A 15354-nucleotide genomic window follows, 5' to 3' on the forward strand; every position below is an offset into this window, starting at 1 on the left:
GAGCCGCGGGGTGCGGGGGGGGCCGACACGCGGATCGGAGATCGGATCGCTCGCCTCCCTCTCGGTGTCGGTTCGGGTGACGGGAAGGGAGACAGATCCGTACGGCGACATGACTTTCCTGGCACTGAGACAACCAGCGTGGGGGCACTCGACCAGGCAAGCCTGATCGAGAGCGGTGCCGTCCCACGCGCTCGCGTACGAGCCTTCCCGTCCACGCGCCACTTTGCAACCCCTCCCGGTCCGGGTTTTTGTGCGGATCTCGGTTGGCGTACACGCAGAGCGCGATCGAGGGGCTTCCGGCGCGGCGTGGACGGCGATAGCCGACGCTTCGCCGCATCCGCAAAACCGTCTATGACCGCCCGATGACCCTGCCCCTGCCGCCGGCGCCACCGCCCGGCGAACCGATCGAAGCACGCCTGCGCCGCGGCCTTGGAGCCCGGTCGATCGTGCTCGTCGGCCTCATGGGAGCGGGCAAGAGCACGGTCGGACGCCGCCTCGCCGGCCGCCTCGGGCTGATGTTCAAGGATGCCGACCACGAGATCGAGGCGGCGGCCAAGCTCACCATCGCCGACATCTTCGCGATCTACGGCGAGGCAAGCTTTCGCGAGGGCGAGGAGCGCGTGATCGCGCGCCTGCTGCGCGAGGGGCCGATGGTGCTGGCCACCGGCGGCGGCGCCTTCATGCGCGAGGCGACGCGGGCGCGGATCGCCGAGGGCGGCCTCTCGGTCTGGCTCAAGGCCGATCTCGAGGTGCTGATGCGCCGCGTGCGCAAGCGCAACACGCGTCCGCTCCTCCAGACCGAGGATCCGGAAGCGACCATGCGCGCGCTGATGGAGGTGCGCCATCCGGTCTATGCCCAGGCCGACGTCACGGTGCTGTCCCGCGACGTCTCCCACGACCGCGTGGTGGAAGACGTGATGGAAGCGCTCGACGTCCACATCAATCCGTCCCGCGTGGCCCAGACGCAACATTTGACATTTTCCATGAAGCAACAACCCTCACGCGTGAACGTTCCCCTCTCGGGCGGGCGCGACTACGACATCCGGATCGGCCGCGGCCTCATCGACGCCGTGGGCGCGGAAGCGCGGGATCTCGGCGCCCGGGCCGCCGGCATCGTCACCGACGAGACGGTCGCCGGCCTCTACGGCGAGCGGGTGCGGGCGAGCCTGGAGGCGGCCGGTCTGCGCTGCGGGATCACCACCGTGCCCCCGGGCGAGGCCTCGAAGAGCTATGCGGAGTTCGCCCGCGTCTGCGACGGGCTGCTGACCCAGAGGATCGAGCGCGGCGACCTCGTCGTGGCGCTCGGCGGCGGCGTGGTGGGCGATCTCGCCGGCTTCGCGGCGGCGTCCCTGCGGCGCGGCGTCCGCTTCCTCCAGGTTCCGACGACCCTGCTCGCCCAGGTTGATTCGTCGGTCGGCGGCAAGACGGGCATCAATTCGCCGCTCGGCAAGAACCTGATCGGCGCCTTCCACCAGCCGCGGCTCGTGCTCGCCGACACCGCGACCCTCGACACGCTCTCGGAACGCGAGATGCGGGCGGGCTACGCCGAGGTCGCCAAGTACGGCCTGATCGGCGATGCCGACTTCTTCGAATGGTGCGAGGCGAACTGGGCCGGCATCTTCTCCGGCGGCCCGGAGCGCGACGAGGCGGTGGCCGCCTGCTGCCGCGCCAAGGCCGGCGTCGTGACCCGCGACGAGCGGGAGGACGGCGAGCGCGCCCTGCTCAATCTCGGCCACACCTTCGGCCACGCCCTGGAGCGGCTGACCGGCTACGACGCCGCCCGCCTCGTCCACGGCGAGGGCGTCGCGATCGGGCTGGCGCTGGCCTTCCGCTTCTCGGCCCGGCTCGGCCTCTGCCCCGGCCAGGATGCGGGCCGCGTCGCCAACCATCTCGCGCTCGCCGGCCTGCCGACCCGCCTGCAGCAGGTGCCGGGCGGCTGCGGCGACCCGGAGGCGCTCCTCGACGCCATGGCCCAGGACAAGAAGGTCCGCGACGGCCAGCTCACCTTCATCCTCGCCCGCGGCATCGGCCAGAGCTTCATCGCGCCGGGGATCGATTCCGCGGAGGTGCGGGCGTTCCTGGAGGAGGAGTTGCGGGGCTGAGCCGGCTTCGGAGGTCTCCCATTCCGGTGTGCGGTCGCGTTCCCGCCCGATTGCGCCTATATGAGAGCCGTTCCAGCTTCCTAAGGTCCTGAGCCATGGCGACGGCGTCGTTCGACTCCGCCCCGGGCGCATCGCGCGCCCTCCCCGCAATCGAGAAGGCCCCCGAGGTCACCGCCCTCTCGACCCTGCCCGGCCGCAAGGCCTCCCTCGTCGGCCTGACCCGCGAGGGCATCAAGCAGGCGCTCATCGGCATCGGCGTGCCCGAGCGCGAGACGCGGATGCGGGTGAGCCAGATCTGGCACTGGGTCTACGTGCGCGGTGCCCGCGACTTCGCCGAGATGACCAATGTCGGCAAGGGGCTGAAGGCGCAGCTCGCGGACCACTTCACCCTCGACCGGCCGGAGATCGTCACCGAGCAGGTTTCTCGCGATGGCACCCGCAAGTGGCTGCTGCGCATGGCGCCCACCGGCGCCCACGACCACAACCGCGGCGCCGAGATCGAGTGCGTCTACATCCCCGGCGACGACCGCGGCACGCTCTGCGTCTCGTCCCAGGTCGGCTGCACCCTCACCTGCTCGTTCTGCCACACCGGCACGCAGCGCCTCGTGCGCAACCTCTCGACGGCGGAGATCGTCGCGCAGCTCGTCGTCGCCCGCGACGCGCTCGGCGACTTCACCGGCCAGATGCCGGGCAAGGACGGCGGCGAGCCCGGCCGGCTCGTCACCAACATCGTGTTCATGGGCATGGGCGAGCCGCTCTACAACCTGGATGCGGTGATCGACGCCATCGCGGTGATGTCGGACCAGGAGGGCCTCGGCCTGTCGCGGCGGCGCATCACGGTTTCGACCTCCGGCGTGGTGCCGCAGATCGAGCGGCTCGGGCTCGAGGCCAACGCCATGCTGGCGATCTCGCTGCACGCCGTGCGCGACGAGCTGCGCGACGAGCTGGTGCCCCTGAACCGCAAATACCCGATCGAGCAGCTGCTCGACGCCTGCCGCACCTATCCAGGCCTGAGCAACGCCCGGCGCATCACCTTCGAGTACGTGATGCTGAAGGGCGTCAACGATTCCGACGCCGACGCCCGCGCCCTGGTGCGGCTGCTCAAGGGCATCCCGGCCAAGATCAACCTGATCCCGTTCAATCCCTGGCCCGGCTCGAAATACGAGTGCTCGGACTGGGAGCGGATCGAGCGCTTCTCCGAATTCGTCTTCAACGCCGGCTACGCCTCGCCGGTGCGCACCCCGCGCGGGCGCGACATCCTGGCGGCCTGCGGCCAGCTCAAGAGCGAGACGGAGAAGCTGCGGGCGCGGGCCCGGATGATGCTCGAAGAGGGCATGGGCGCCGAGGCCGTCTACGCCGACCAGGTCGACTGATTCTTTTGTCCGCTTGATTCCTTCGGTACTGTCTCCCCCGTCATCCCGGGGCCGCGCAGCGGAACCCGGGATCCATCCGTGATGCGAGGCTCACGGCCACGTCGAGGCCCGCCACCGTCATTCCGGGTTCGCCTTCGGCGTCCCGGAATGACGGTGGCGGGGGCTGAACCTCACCAATCAGCCGGAAACCGTATGCGTGGCCAGCCTCGCCGTCATGGCGAGGCGAAGCCATCCAGACCGCCGCCTTTTCCGGAAAGGGCGCACCGCTGGATCGCTTCGCCGACGCGCGCGATGACGACGGGTGATGCAGGCGGCAGCCCCCCGCTTCATCCTGCACCACCCCTACCCCTGACCCCTCCCCGCACGGGGGAGGGGAAGCGCGCTCGTTACGCCGCGATCGGGGCGGCGACCGGCTCGGCGGCGCGCACGTCGGCGTCGACGTGGCTCTCGAAGCGGGTGAAGTTCTCGCGGAACATCGTGACGAGGCGCGTGGCGGTCTCGGCAAAGGCTGCCTTGTTGGTCCAGGTCTCCACCGGCGAGAGCACCTGCGTCTCGACGCCGGGCACCTCGACCGGCACCGAGAAGCCGAAATACGGGTCGCGGCGGAACGCGGTCTGCGCCAGCGAGCCGTCGAGCGCCGCCGTGAGCAGCCGGCGGGTGACGCGGATCGGCATGCGCCGCCCGGTGCCGACCCCGCCGCCGGTCCAGCCGGTGTTGACGAGCCAGCAATCGACGCCGTGCTCGGCCATCAGCTTGCGCAGCAGGTTGCCGTAGACGCTCGGATGGCGCGGCATGAAGGGCGCGCCGAAGCAGGTCGAGAAGGTCGCCTCCGGCGCGGTCAGGCCGCGCTCGGTCCCCGCCACCTTGGCGGTGTAGCCGGACAGGAAGTGGTACATCGCCTCCGCGCCCGTCAGCTTGGCGATCGGCGGCATCACGCCGAAGGCGTCGCAGGTCAGCATCACGATGTTCTTGGGGTGCCCGGCCCGCCCGGTGGCGCTCGCGTTGGCGATGAAGTCGAGCGGGTAGGCGCAGCGGGTGTTTTCCGTGAGCGAGGCGTCGTCGAAATCCGGCACGCGGGTGAGCGGATCGATGACGACGTTCTCCATCACCGTGCCGAAGCGCTCGGTGGTGGCGTAGATCTCCGGCTCGGCGTTGCGCGAGAGCCGGATGGTCTTGGCGTAGCAGCCGCCCTCGAAGTTGAAGATGCCGTCCCGGCTCCAGCCGTGCTCGTCGTCGCCGATCAGTTTTCGCGACGAGTCGTTCGACAGGGTCGTCTTGCCGGTGCCGGACAGGCCGAAGAACAGGGCCGAGTCGCCGGTCTCGTCGAGCGCCGCGTTGGCCGAGCAGTGCATCGGCATCACGCCGGCACCGGGGAGCACGTAATTGAGGTAGGTGAAGACCGACTTCTTCATCTCGCCGGCATAGGCCGAGCCGCCGATCAGCACGATCTTCTGCGAGAAGTCGATGGCGATCACGGTCTTGGAGCGGCAGCCGTGCCAGGCCGGGTCGGCCTGGAAGCTCGGCAGGTCGATGATCGTCAGCTCGGGCACGTAACCCGCCAGCGCCTCGCGCTCGGGGCGGATCAGCAGGTTGCGGATGAACAGCGAGTGCCAGGCGAGCTCGGTATAGACCCGTGCCCGCACCCGGTGGGCCGGGTCGGCGCCGCCGTAGAGATCCTGGGCGAACAGCTCCTTGCCCCGCGCATGGGCGCGAAAGTCGTCGAGCAGGGTCGCGAACTGGTCGGGCGTGATCGAACCGTTGTTGTCCCACCAGATCTCGTTCTCGGTGCCGGCGTCGCGCACCACGTACTTGTCCTTGGGCGAGCGGCCGGTATGGCTGCCGGTGGTGGCCACCAGCGCGCCACCGCGGGCGAGCTCCGCCTCGCTGCGGCGCAGGGCCTCCTCGTAGAGACGGGGCGCTTCGAGGTTCCAGTGCACGGCGGCGAGATCGGTCAGGCCGATCGCCTCCGGACCGTGGGCCGCATTGCATTCACCGATGGTCTTCACGGGTCGTTCCTCCCTCGCGGCCCTGATCGCGTCGCAATGGCGCCGGCTTCGGCGCCGGCCCTGCGTGATGGTCGGCGAGGCGTCCGTGCGGTCGGTCAGGGCCGCCGCACGCAGGTTCTCCGCTCCGCTCGGCTCAATGGATCGATGCCGGCCGCGGCCGTCAACGAATCTTTGGTAGGGGTACAAATTAAATTTGCACGCCGGCTCCTCATGGAGCGGCCGGGCTGTCGCAATCCTGAACGGGCAAAATTCCGCCGGAAAGCCTATGTGAGGGGAGGCCGCCGCCGTCCCTCCTCAGCCACAGCCGTTTCGCACCCGCATGCCCCAAGCCGTCGCCGGCCCCGAGATCGAGCGCCTGATCCAGCTTCTCGGGCGGATGCCGGGCCTCGGACCCCGCTCCGCCCGCCGGGCCGCGCTCCAGCTCATCAAGAAGCGCGAGACCCTGCTGAGCCCCCTCGCCGACGCGATGCGGATCGCCGCCGACCGCATCGTGGTCTGCCATTCCTGCGGCAACGTCGATACCAGCGACCCCTGCACCATCTGCCGGGACGAGAGCCGCGATCCCACCACCCTCGTCGTGGTGGAGGACGTGTCCGACCTCTGGGCCCTGGAGCGCTCCGGCGCGGTCAAGGCGCGCTACCACGTGCTCGGCGGCGTGCTCTCGGCGCTCGACGGGGTGCGGCCCGAGCACCTCACCATCGGCCGCCTCGTGGAGCGGGCGAGCGAGCCGGGGGTGAAGGAGATCATCCTGGCGCTGAACGCCACGGTCGATGGCCAGACCACGGCCCACTACATCACCGAGTCGATCAAGCATCTCGGATTGACGATCACGCGCCTCGCCCACGGCGTGCCGGTCGGCGGCGAGCTCGATTATCTCGACGAGGGCACGCTCACGGCGGCAATCCGCAGCCGCACGGCGTTCTGACGAGGGTCCTTCGCAGCACACGGGGCGTCCCGGGAGGAGGCCGTAACGGCTTCTTAAAGCGCGCCGTGACAAGTCTGGGGGCGGACCGGCGCGGCCGTGCCGAAACACAGTATTCCCCGCACGGACCGTCTCGGCGCGACCATGATGGATCTTCGACCGGAACCGGATCCCGGCCGCGCAGCGAGCGTCCAACACCCGAGACTTCACGAGCGGCTCGCCACGCCCTTCGTCGTGCGGATGCTCCTCCTGAGCCTCGCGGCGGTGATGCTCAGCAAGGCGGTCCGCTACGCCGGACTCCTCCCCGCTCAGGACCTCACGGATTTCGATGCCTTCCACATCGCCGGCCGGATGGTGTGGCGGGGCGACATCGCGCAGGCCTACCATCTCCCGGCCCTGCTGGAGGTGCAGCGGGCCCTGACCGGCGATCAGGCCTTCCTGCCCTGGACCTATCCCCCGCCCTTCAACCTCGTGGTGGCGGCGCTCGCCCCCCTGCCGATCGGCCTCGCCTACCTCGTCTTCGTCGGCGCGACGCTCGCGGCCTACCTGCTCGTCCTGCGCCGGATCGCCGGCCCGCACTTCGCGACCGTCGTCGTCGCGCTGGCGCCAAGCCTGTTCGTCGCCGTGGCCGGCGGCCAGAACGGCTTCCTCACCGGCACGCTCGCCGGGCTGACCGGCCTCGGCCTTCTTCGCGGGCGGGCGCGGGCCGGCCTGCCCCTCGGATTGATGGTGATCAAGCCGCATCTCGCGGTCGGGCTCGCGGTCTGCGCCCTCGTCACGCGCCGCTGGGGATGTCTCGCGGTCGCCGCCGCGACGGCGGCGCTGGCGCTCGCCCTCTCCACCGCCGTGCTCGGCCCGGCGATCTGGCCGGCCTTCCTCGGCGGCGTCGAGGAGGCCAAGGCGTTTCTCGCCGCGGGCGCCTACCCTCTGTTCCGCATGGTCTCGGTCTATGCGTGGCTGCGCAGCCTCGATGTTCCGGCCGCCCTCGCCCTGGCCGCGCAGATGGCGATCGCCGTGGCGGTCCTCGGCCTGATTCCGCTCGCCCTCCGGCGCGGGATGCCGCCGCGGCAGATCGTGGGGCTTGCCGCTCTGGCGAGCCTGTTCGTCAGCCCCTACGCCTACGACTACGACCTGCCGCTCTACGGCGTCGCCCTCGCCCTGCTGCTGCCGGATCTGCTCGGGCGGGCGAGCCGCGGCGAGGCGGTCGCCCTGTTCGGGCTCGGCTGGATGGCGGGCGGCTACGGCTTCGTCGCCGGCGGGCTGCACGACGCCCTGGTCGGAACGCAGGCCGCGTCCTCCGTCGAGGTCGCGCTGGCCGCCCCGCCCTTCCTCCTCCTGCTCGCGCTGATCTGGCGCATCCTGCGCCGGGAGCGGGCCGCGGCCATGCCCGGCGCGGCCGGCCCCTTGGTCGGACCGGTCGGACCGGTCAGCCCGGTTCCCGCCTGAGGACCGGCGATGCAGGCGAATCATGCCCTCGCCGCAGCGGGACCGGCTTTGCATAGCCGGCGCATGATCTCCGGCTGGGGGCTCTATCCCCGCGCCGCCAGCGAGATCCTGGCGGCGGATGCGCCCGAGACCCTGCCCGCGCTCCTGCGCGGCCGGCAGGGCGTGATCGCGCGGGGCGCCGGGCGCGCCTACGGCGACGCGGCGGTCGGCCTGCGCGCCACCTGCCTGACCGGCGGCCTCGACCGGATGCGCGGCTTCGATCCCGCCACCGGGCGGCTGCGGGCCGAGGCCGGCGTGACGCTCGCCGACATCGTCCGGACCTTCCTGCCCCGGGGCTTCTTCCCGCCGGTCGTTCCCGGCACGCAGTTCGTGACGCTGGGCGGGATGATCGCCTCCGACGTCCACGGTAAGAACCACCACCGCGAGGGCGGCTTCGGCGCCCATGTCGAGGCGCTGACCCTGCTGACGCCCGACGGCGTCCCGCGCCCCTGCGCGCGCGACCGGGAGCCCGAGCTCTTCGCCATGACGCTCGGCGGAATGGGGCTGACCGGCACGATCCTCGACGCCACCTTCCGCCTGCGGCCGGTCGAGAGCGGCTGGATCCGCCAGGAGACCCGCGTCGCCACCGACCTTGCGGCGATGCTGCGTGCGCTGGACGAGGACGAGGCGGCGACCTACTCGGTCGCCTGGATCGACTGCCTCGCCCGCGGGTCCGCCCTCGGGCGCGGCCTGGTCTATCGCGGCGAGCATGCCGGCCGCGACACCTGCCGCGCCGCCGGGCTCGAGCTGTTTCCGACCCCGGCCCGTCGCCGGCTCACGGTGCCGCCGGGACTGCCGGGCTGGACCCTGAACCGCGCCTCCGTCACGGCCTTCAACGCGCTGTATTTTCGCCGCGGGGCGACGGCGGGTGGTTCGAGCCTCGTGCCGTGGCAGGGCTACTTCTTCCCCCTCGACGGGCTGGCGGCCTGGAACCGCCTCTACGGCGCCCGCGGCTTCGTGCAGCACCAGTGCGTCGTCCCCCGGCGCGGCGCCGAGGCCGTCCTGGCCGGGATCCTCGACCGGGTCGCCCGCCTCGGCACCGCCTCGCCGCTGGCGGTGCTCAAGCGGCTCGGCCCCGGCGGCGGCGGGATGTCCTTCCCGATGGAGGGCTACACGCTGGCCCTCGACCTGCCGGCCCATGCGGCGACCTTCGCCCTGCTCGACGACCTCGACCGAAGCGTCGTCGCCGCGGGCGGGCGCCTCTACCTCGCCAAAGACGCCCGGCAGAGCCGCGACACCTTCGAGGCGGGCTATCCCGCCCTCCCCGCTTTCCGAGACCTCCGGCGGCAGCTCGGCGCCGACGGGGCGCTCGCCTCCCGCCTCTCCGCGCGCCTGGGATTGTGATGGCCGGAACCCTGCTCCTCGTCGGGGCCACCTCCGAGATCGGCCACGCCGTGGCCGCGCGCTACGCCGAGGCCGGCTGGCGCATCCTGCTGGCGGCGCGCGACCCCGAGCGGGCGAAGCGCAACGCCGACGACCTCGCCGCGCGCCACCGGGCCGAGGTCGTGCTGCTGCGCCTCGACATCCTCGAGACGGAGGGCTTCGCCGCATGGCTCGACGGGCTGCCGACCCTGCCCGACACCGTGGTCTGCGCGGTCGGCGAACTCGGCGACCAGGGCCGGGCCGAGGGCGACCTCGCCCATGCCGAGCAGGTGATGCGGACGAATTTCCTGGGGCCGTCGCTGCTGCTCGGCCTCATCGCCGAGCGCTTCGCCGCGCGGGGAAGCGGCGCCCTCGTCGGGATCAGCTCGGTGGCGGGCGACCGGGGCCGCGGCTCGAACTACGTCTACGGCGCCGGCAAGGCCGGCTTCACCGCCTTCCTCTCCGGCCTGCGCAACCGCTTGGCCAAGAGCGGCGTCCGGGTGGTGACGGTGAAGCCCGGCTTCGTGCGCACCCGGATGACGCGGGGCCTACGCCTGCCGCCGCTCCTGACCGCCGAACCCTCCGAGGTCGGGCAGGCCGTCTACGCCGCCGCGGAAGGGCGCGGGGGCGAGGTGATCTACGTGCGCAAGGTCTGGCGCCTCGTCATGACGGTGATCGGCGCGATCCCCGAGCCCGTCTTCAAGCGCCTGCGGCTCTGACCGCGGCCTCGGCCCTCTGGCGTCGGACTCGTTCCCGCCATTTGACCGCCCCCGCGCCGCCGCCTATCTCCGGATCGGGCCACGCGTTTTCGCGCGTCCTCACCCCTTCCCACCGCCTCGCCCCCTCCGGCCCGGAAAGCCATGACCGTCCGTCCCCTCGTGATCCTGCCCGACGCGCAGCTGCGCCTCATCTCCGAGCCGGTGGGCGCGGTCACCGACGAGATCCGGACGCTCGCCCGCGACATGATCGAGACGATGTACGACGCCCCCGGCGTCGGCCTCGCCGCGATCCAGATCGGGGTCGCCAAGCGCGTCGTCACCATCGACACCTCGAAGGACGAGAACGCGCGGAACCCGACCGTCTACCTCAATCCGGAGATCGTCTGGTCCTCCGAGGAGAAGCGGGTCTACGACGAGGGCTGCCTGTCGATCCCCGAATTCTACGGCGAGGTCGAGCGGCCGGACCGCGTCCGGGTGCGCTACATGACCCTCGACGGCGAGACGGTGGAGCAGGAGGCCGACGGCCTGCTCGCCACCTGCCTCCAGCACGAGATCGACCATCTCAACGGCGTGCTGTTCATCGACCACCTGTCGAAGCTCAAGCGCGACCGGGTGATGAAGAAGTTCACCAAGGCCGCCAAGCGCGACGCCGCCGCCTGACGGGACCGGATGCGCATCGTCTTCATGGGGACGCCGGACTTCGCCGTCCCCACCCTGGACCGTCTCCACGCCGACGGCCACGCCCTCGTCGCCGCCTACACCCGCGCCCCGGCCAAGGCCGGCCGCGGCATGGCGCTGAAGCCCTCGCCCGTCCATGCCCGCGCCGAGGCGCTCGGCATCCCCGTGCTGACGCCCGCGACCCTGAAGAGCGAGGAGGCCGCCCGGACCTTCGCCGGGCACGGGGCCGACGTCGCGGTCGTCGTCGCCTACGGCATGCTGCTCCCGCAGACCATCCTCGACGCGCCGCGCTTCGGCTGCCTCAACCTGCACGGCTCGCTGCTGCCGCGCTGGCGCGGCGCCGCCCCGATCCAGCGGGCGGTGATGGCGGGCGACACGGAGAGCGGCGTCGGCGTGATGCGGATGGAGGCCGGGCTCGATACCGGGCCGGTGGCGATGGAGGCGCGCGTCCCGATTCCCGAGGGGATGAGCGCGGGCGAACTGCACGACGCGCTGATGCCGCTCGGCGCCGACCTGATGGGGCGGGCGATCCGGGCGCTGGAGCGGGACGGCCTGACCTTCACGCCGCAGCCGGCGGAGGGCGTCGTCTACGCCCACAAGATCAGCAACGAGGAGGCGCGGATCGACTGGTCGCGCCCAGCGGCGGCGGTCGCGCGCCACATCAACGGCCTGTCGCCGTTTCCGGGCGCCTATTTCGAGGCCGATCTCGGCAAAGGGGCAGACAAGGGACCGGAGCGGGTGAAGGTGCTGCGGGCGCTGCCCGCGGACGGATCGGGCGTGCCGGGCACGCTGCTCGATGCCGCCGGCACGGTCGCCTGCGGCACGGGGGCCGTCCGGCTCCTCGAACTGCGCCGGGCCGGCAAGGGCGGCGTCGCGAGCGGCGAGGAGTTTTTGAGGGGCGCGCGGCTGGCGGCCGGAGCGCGGCTCGCGTGATGGGTATCCAGCATGTCCCTCTCCCCTCTGCGGGAGAGGGGGCGACAACCTAGATGCCCCGCTACAAGCTCGTCATCGAGTACGACGGCGCGCCGTTCTGCGGCTGGCAGCGGCAGGCCGACGACCCGACCGTGCAGGCCGCCATCGAGACCGCCGTGACGCGCTTCTCCGGCGAGACGGCGCGGCTGACCTGCGCCGGCCGCACCGATGCGGGGGTGCACGCGATCCATCAGGTCGCGCATCTCGACCTCGCGAGGGACTGGCGCACCGACACCGTGCGCGACGCCCTCAACGCCCATCTGCGCCCGCAGCCGATCGCCGTCGTCTCCGCCGAGATCGTCGGACAAGACTTCGACGCGCGGCACTCGGCGATCCGGCGGCACTACCGCTACCGCATCTTCAACCGCCGCAGCCCCGCCGCGCTGACCCGCGCCCATGTCTGGCACGTGCCCTGGCCGCTCGATGCCGGCCTGATGCACGCCGCCGCCCAGCGCCTCCTCGGCCGCCACGACTTTTCCGCGTTTCGCGCCGCGGAATGTCAGGCGGCGAGCCCCGTGCGCACGCTCGAACAGCTCGACGTGACGCGCCGGCCGATGGGCCTGTTCGAGGAGATCGTGATCGCGACCGCGGCCCGCTCCTTCCTGCATCATCAGGTGCGGGCCATGGCCGGCACGCTGATGCTCGCCGGATGCGGGCGTCTCTCCGCCGACGACGTGGCGGAAATCCTGGCGACGCGGGCCAAGCACCGCTGCGGCCCGCTGGCGCCGGCCTGCGGGCTGACCTTCGTCGGCGTCGACTACGACGGGAAGTAGGCGTCCAGCACCCTGCCGTAGATCGCGGTCAGCCGCTCCAGATCGGCCAAAGCCACCCGCTCGTCGGTCTCGTGCATGGTGCGCCCGACGAGGCCGAACTCGATCACCGGGCAGGCATCCTTGATGAAGCGGGCATCCGAGGTGCCCCCCGTGGTCGAGAGCGCCGGGCGCCGCCCGGTCTCGGCCTCGATCGCGTCCGCCACCAGATCGACGAAGGCGTCGGGCTGGGTCAGGAAGGCGGGGGCGTTCGAGGGCTGGAGGTCGAGGCTGAAGCGCACCGCGTTGCCGGCCGCCGCCTCCAGCCGGCGCCGGATCTCGGCGCCCAGCGTCTCCGCCGTCCAGTCGTCGTTGAAGCGCACGTTGAACACGGCTTTCGCCGAGGCCGGGATCACGTTGGTGGCGGGGTTGCCGACGTCGATCGTCGTGAATTCGAGGTTCGAGGCGTCGAAATGCGCGGTGCCGCCATCGAGCGGGTCGGCGATCAGCGCCGAGGCGAGGCGCAGCAGGCCGGGGATCGGGTTCTCGGCCCGGTGCGGGTAGGCGACGTGGCCCTGGCGCCCGTGCACGGTGATGCGGCCGGTGAGCGAGCCGCGCCGGCCGATCTTGATCATCTCGCCGAGCGTCTCCGGGTTGGTCGGCTCGCCGAGCAGGCAATGGTCGAAGCGCTCGCCCCGCCCCTTCGCCCAATCGAGCAGCTTCACCGTGCCGTTGACCGCCGGCCCCTCCTCGTCGCCGGTGACGAGGAAGGCGATCGAGCCGCCGAAATCCGGTCCGCGCCGGTCGAGGAAGGCCAGCGTCGCCGCGAGCATGCAGGCGATGCCGCCCTTCATGTCCACGGCGCCGCGGCCGTAGAGGAAGCCGTCGGCGACCGCGCCGGAGAACGGCCCGTGCGTCCAGGTCGCCCCCTCGCCCGGCGGCACCACGTCGGTATGGCCGGCGAGGACGAGGACCGGCCCCGCGGTGCCGATGCGCGCGTAGAGGTTTTGGATGTCCGGCGTATCGGCTTCCGAGAAAACCAGGCGCTCGACGGAGAAGCCGGCCCGCGCGAGACGATCCGCCAGGAAGGACAGGGCGCCCCCCTCCTCCGGGGTGACGGAGGGGCAGCGGATCAGCGCCTGGGCGAGGGCGAGGGGCGTGTGGTCGAACATCCGTATCGATCGTGTGCGAGCCGCCGAGCGCCGTGCCTTCCCCTCCCCGCAAGGGGGAGGGAAGAAGGGCGCGCCGTTTCGTACGCAGCCGTAGGCATCCCTTGCCCGAAGCGCAACGCCGCTTCCGCTCCCCGCCCGCGGCGCTTACATGGCGGGCATGGCCCTTTCCTCCGACGAAATCGAACGCTACGCCCGCCACCTCGTCCTGCGCGAGGTCGGCGGCCCGGGCCAGGCCCGGCTGAAGGCGGGGCGCGTGCTGGTGATCGGCGCGGGCGGGCTCGGCGCGCCGCTGATCCAGTATCTCGCCGCCGCCGGCGTCGGCACCATCGGCATCGTCGACGACGACACCGTCTCGCTGTCGAACCTGCAGCGGCAGGTCATCCATGGCACGCCGGATGTCGGCCGCCCGAAGGTCGAGAGCGCGGCCGAGGCGGTCGGTCGGCTCAACCCGCATGTGCGCGTCGAGACCCATGCCTGCCGGCTGACGCCGGAGAACGCCCCGGCGCTGCTCGACGGCTACGATCTCGTCGCCGACGGCTCCGACAATTTCTCCACCCGCTACGCCGTCTCGGACGCTTGCTTTGCCGGCAAAAAGCCTCTGGTGACGGCGGCCCTCGGCGCCTTCGACGGCTCGCTCACCACGATCCGCGCCCACGAGACCGGCCCGGACGGGCAACCGAACCCGACCTATCGCTGCCTGTTCCCGAGCCCGCCGCCGCCGGGCAGCGTCGCGCCCTGTTCCGAGGCCGGCGTGCTCGGGGCGCTCGCCGGCGTCATGGGCTCGCTGATGGCGATGGAGGTGATCCGGGCGCTCGCCGATTTCGGCGAGCCCCTGGTCGGGCGTCTCTTGATGGTGGATGCCCGCTCGATGCGCTTCGAGACGCTCCACTATGCCTGGGACCCGGACAACCCGCTGAACGGGACCGGGGTCAGGACAGGCCCGGAAGCCGCACCGGCGGGAGCGCCGCTTCCGGCGCGTTGAGGCAGCACTTCTTGTACTTCTTGCCCGAGCCGCAGGGACAAGGGTCGTTGCGGCCGACATCCTTGAACGGGTTCGTGACCGGCTGGCCGTAGCTCTCCGCGGTCCAGTCCAGCGCGCCGACCGGATCGTCGAGATAGCTGTAGTGGCGGGCCTCGAAGGCGCTGAGATCCGGCGGCTCGGCGCTCGCCTGGCGCAGCGCCTTGCGGAACCACGGCAGGTCGCTGAACTCGTCGGTGATGCGGCCGTCGCGCCGGGCCGCCTCCACCCGCGGGGCGAGGCCGGCCAGCCCGAGATAGGCGATCGTCTCCTCCCAGGCGGTCCAGGCCGGTCCTTCCTCGACGCCTGCGCGCGCCTCGTCGAAGCGCACCAGCAGGGTTTCCGCCTCCGCCAGCGGGATCCGGCCCTGCCGCGTCAGGAAGCCCAGCGCGCTGAAGGCCGCGCCGCGGACGAAATCGTCGGCGGTGCTGTCGAGGATCAGCCGGGCGAGTTTCCCGGTGTCGCCGTCGAAGGTCGAAGCGATCATCGGCGACAGGGCCTCGGTGATGCCGTCGCCGAGAAGCCCCTCCACAGCCTCGCCGTCCTGATGCAGCAGGCGCATCAGGGGCGGGAAGATGCGGGTGTCGCGGGCCGCGGCCAGGGCGTGCAGGCCCCAGAACAGGAGGTTGACCTCCTCGTCCTCGATCGCCCCGGCATCCTCCGCAGCCCGTTCGAGAAGGGCGAGCACCGGCTCGGCCACTGCCTCCGGATTCGCGGCGGCCCGCCTCAGCGCCTCGGCCGGGAGGTGGTTCTCCTGTCTCAGGATCGCGACGAGATCCGTATCCATGACCACCCT

At 71.7% G+C, this 15354-nt stretch carries 13 protein-coding genes; 10 read left to right on the forward strand and 3 right to left on the reverse strand.

The annotated features are described in order from the left end of the window. Positions 1–362 precede the first annotated feature (362 nt). Positions 363–2102, forward strand: a complete 1740-nt coding sequence (gene aroB, locus ABS772_RS11395) for a 3-dehydroquinate synthase (RefSeq protein WP_350394587.1) — start codon at positions 363–365, stop codon at positions 2100–2102. Positions 2103–2197: 95 nt separating this feature from the next. After that, entirely contained in the window at positions 2198–3475 is a 1278-nt protein-coding gene (rlmN, locus tag ABS772_RS11400) for a 23S rRNA (adenine(2503)-C(2))-methyltransferase RlmN (protein WP_350394588.1), read from the forward strand. A gap of 386 nt (positions 3476–3861) precedes the next feature. On the opposite strand, the gene ABS772_RS11405 is transcribed toward rlmN, so the two are convergent. Next, positions 3862–5481 (reverse strand): phosphoenolpyruvate carboxykinase, encoded by a 1620-nt coding sequence (locus ABS772_RS11405; protein ID WP_350394590.1) that lies wholly within the window; start codon positions 5479–5481, stop codon positions 3862–3864. 319 nt (positions 5482–5800) lie between these two features. On the opposite strand from ABS772_RS11405, the gene recR reads away from it, so the two are divergent. The 7 genes from recR (at position 5801) to truA (ending at position 12392) form a co-directional block, all read left to right on the forward strand. Then, positions 5801–6406 carry a recombination mediator RecR gene (gene recR / locus ABS772_RS11410; protein ID WP_350394591.1) on the forward strand — a complete coding sequence of 202 codons (606 nt, stop codon included), beginning with the start codon at positions 5801–5803 and terminating at the stop codon, positions 6404–6406. A gap of 237 nt (positions 6407–6643) precedes the next feature. Continuing rightward, a complete protein-coding gene (locus tag ABS772_RS11415) occupies positions 6644–7849 on the forward strand; it encodes a glycosyltransferase family 87 protein (RefSeq protein ID WP_407942984.1) in 1206 nt (401 codons plus the stop codon). Positions 7850–7858: 9 nt separating this feature from the next. Then, on the forward strand, positions 7859–9232 hold the full coding sequence (locus ABS772_RS11420) for an FAD-binding oxidoreductase (RefSeq protein WP_350394595.1): 1374 nt from the start codon (positions 7859–7861) through the stop codon (positions 9230–9232). Continuing rightward, entirely contained in the window at positions 9232–9969 is a 738-nt protein-coding gene (locus ABS772_RS11425) for an SDR family oxidoreductase (protein WP_350394597.1), read from the forward strand. Before ABS772_RS11420 ends, ABS772_RS11425 begins: the two co-directional genes overlap by 1 nt. 141 nt (positions 9970–10110) lie before the next feature. Further along, positions 10111–10629, forward strand: coding sequence for a peptide deformylase (locus tag ABS772_RS11430; protein ID WP_238256260.1), 519 nt, complete (start codon positions 10111–10113; stop codon positions 10627–10629). 9 nt (positions 10630–10638) lie between these two features. Continuing rightward, positions 10639–11580: a methionyl-tRNA formyltransferase gene (gene fmt / locus ABS772_RS11435; protein ID WP_350394599.1), complete on the forward strand. Its 942-nt coding sequence runs from the start codon at positions 10639–10641 to the stop codon at positions 11578–11580. A gap of 53 nt (positions 11581–11633) precedes the next feature. Beyond that, complete coding sequence (truA, locus tag ABS772_RS11440) at positions 11634–12392, forward strand: tRNA pseudouridine(38-40) synthase TruA (protein ID WP_350394601.1); 759 nt, start codon at positions 11634–11636, stop codon at positions 12390–12392. Here the strand turns inward: truA and dapE are convergent. Beyond that, positions 12377–13540, reverse strand: a complete 1164-nt coding sequence (dapE, locus tag ABS772_RS11445) for a succinyl-diaminopimelate desuccinylase (RefSeq protein WP_350394603.1) — start codon at positions 13538–13540, stop codon at positions 12377–12379. The two genes, truA and dapE, sit on opposite strands and share 16 nt — an antisense overlap. 157 nt (positions 13541–13697) lie before the next feature. Between dapE and ABS772_RS11450 the strand changes: the two genes are divergently transcribed. Then, positions 13698–14522 carry a HesA/MoeB/ThiF family protein gene (locus ABS772_RS11450; protein ID WP_350394605.1) on the forward strand — a complete coding sequence of 275 codons (825 nt, stop codon included), beginning with the start codon at positions 13698–13700 and terminating at the stop codon, positions 14520–14522. Here ABS772_RS11450 and ABS772_RS11455 read toward each other — a convergent pair. Continuing rightward, positions 14470–15345 (reverse strand): DUF1186 domain-containing protein, encoded by an 876-nt coding sequence (locus ABS772_RS11455; RefSeq protein ID WP_350394606.1) that lies wholly within the window; start codon positions 15343–15345, stop codon positions 14470–14472. The two genes, ABS772_RS11450 and ABS772_RS11455, sit on opposite strands and share 53 nt — an antisense overlap. Between the last annotated feature and the right edge of the window lie 9 nt (positions 15346–15354).

This window comes from Methylorubrum podarium (genome assembly GCF_040270385.1).
Taxonomy (GTDB): Bacteria; Pseudomonadota; Alphaproteobacteria; order Rhizobiales; family Beijerinckiaceae; genus Methylobacterium; species Methylobacterium podarium.

Bases quoted from the DNA above. Each gene is read 5' to 3' on its own strand.
- ABS772_RS11450 (WP_350394605.1), top strand. From the start codon at position 13,698: ATGGCCCTTTCCTCCGACGAAATCGAACGCTACGCCCGCCACCTCGTC.
- ABS772_RS11430 (WP_238256260.1), top strand. From the start codon at position 10,111: ATGACCGTCCGTCCCCTCGTGATCCTGCCCGACGCGCAGCTGCGCCTC.
- aroB (WP_350394587.1), top strand. From the start codon at position 363: ATGACCCTGCCCCTGCCGCCGGCGCCACCGCCCGGCGAACCGATCGAA.
- fmt (WP_350394599.1), top strand. From the start codon at position 10,639: ATGCGCATCGTCTTCATGGGGACGCCGGACTTCGCCGTCCCCACCCTG.
- recR (WP_350394591.1), top strand. From the start codon at position 5,801: ATGCCCCAAGCCGTCGCCGGCCCCGAGATCGAGCGCCTGATCCAGCTT.
- dapE (WP_350394603.1), bottom strand. From the start codon at position 13,540: ATGTTCGACCACACGCCCCTCGCCCTCGCCCAGGCGCTGATCCGCTGC.
- ABS772_RS11415 (WP_407942984.1), top strand. From the start codon at position 6,644: ATGCTCCTCCTGAGCCTCGCGGCGGTGATGCTCAGCAAGGCGGTCCGC.
- truA (WP_350394601.1), top strand. From the start codon at position 11,634: ATGCCCCGCTACAAGCTCGTCATCGAGTACGACGGCGCGCCGTTCTGC.
- ABS772_RS11425 (WP_350394597.1), top strand. From the start codon at position 9,232: ATGGCCGGAACCCTGCTCCTCGTCGGGGCCACCTCCGAGATCGGCCAC.
- ABS772_RS11420 (WP_350394595.1), top strand. From the start codon at position 7,859: ATGCAGGCGAATCATGCCCTCGCCGCAGCGGGACCGGCTTTGCATAGC.
- rlmN (WP_350394588.1), top strand. From the start codon at position 2,198: ATGGCGACGGCGTCGTTCGACTCCGCCCCGGGCGCATCGCGCGCCCTC.
- ABS772_RS11455 (WP_350394606.1), bottom strand. From the start codon at position 15,345: ATGGATACGGATCTCGTCGCGATCCTGAGACAGGAGAACCACCTCCCG.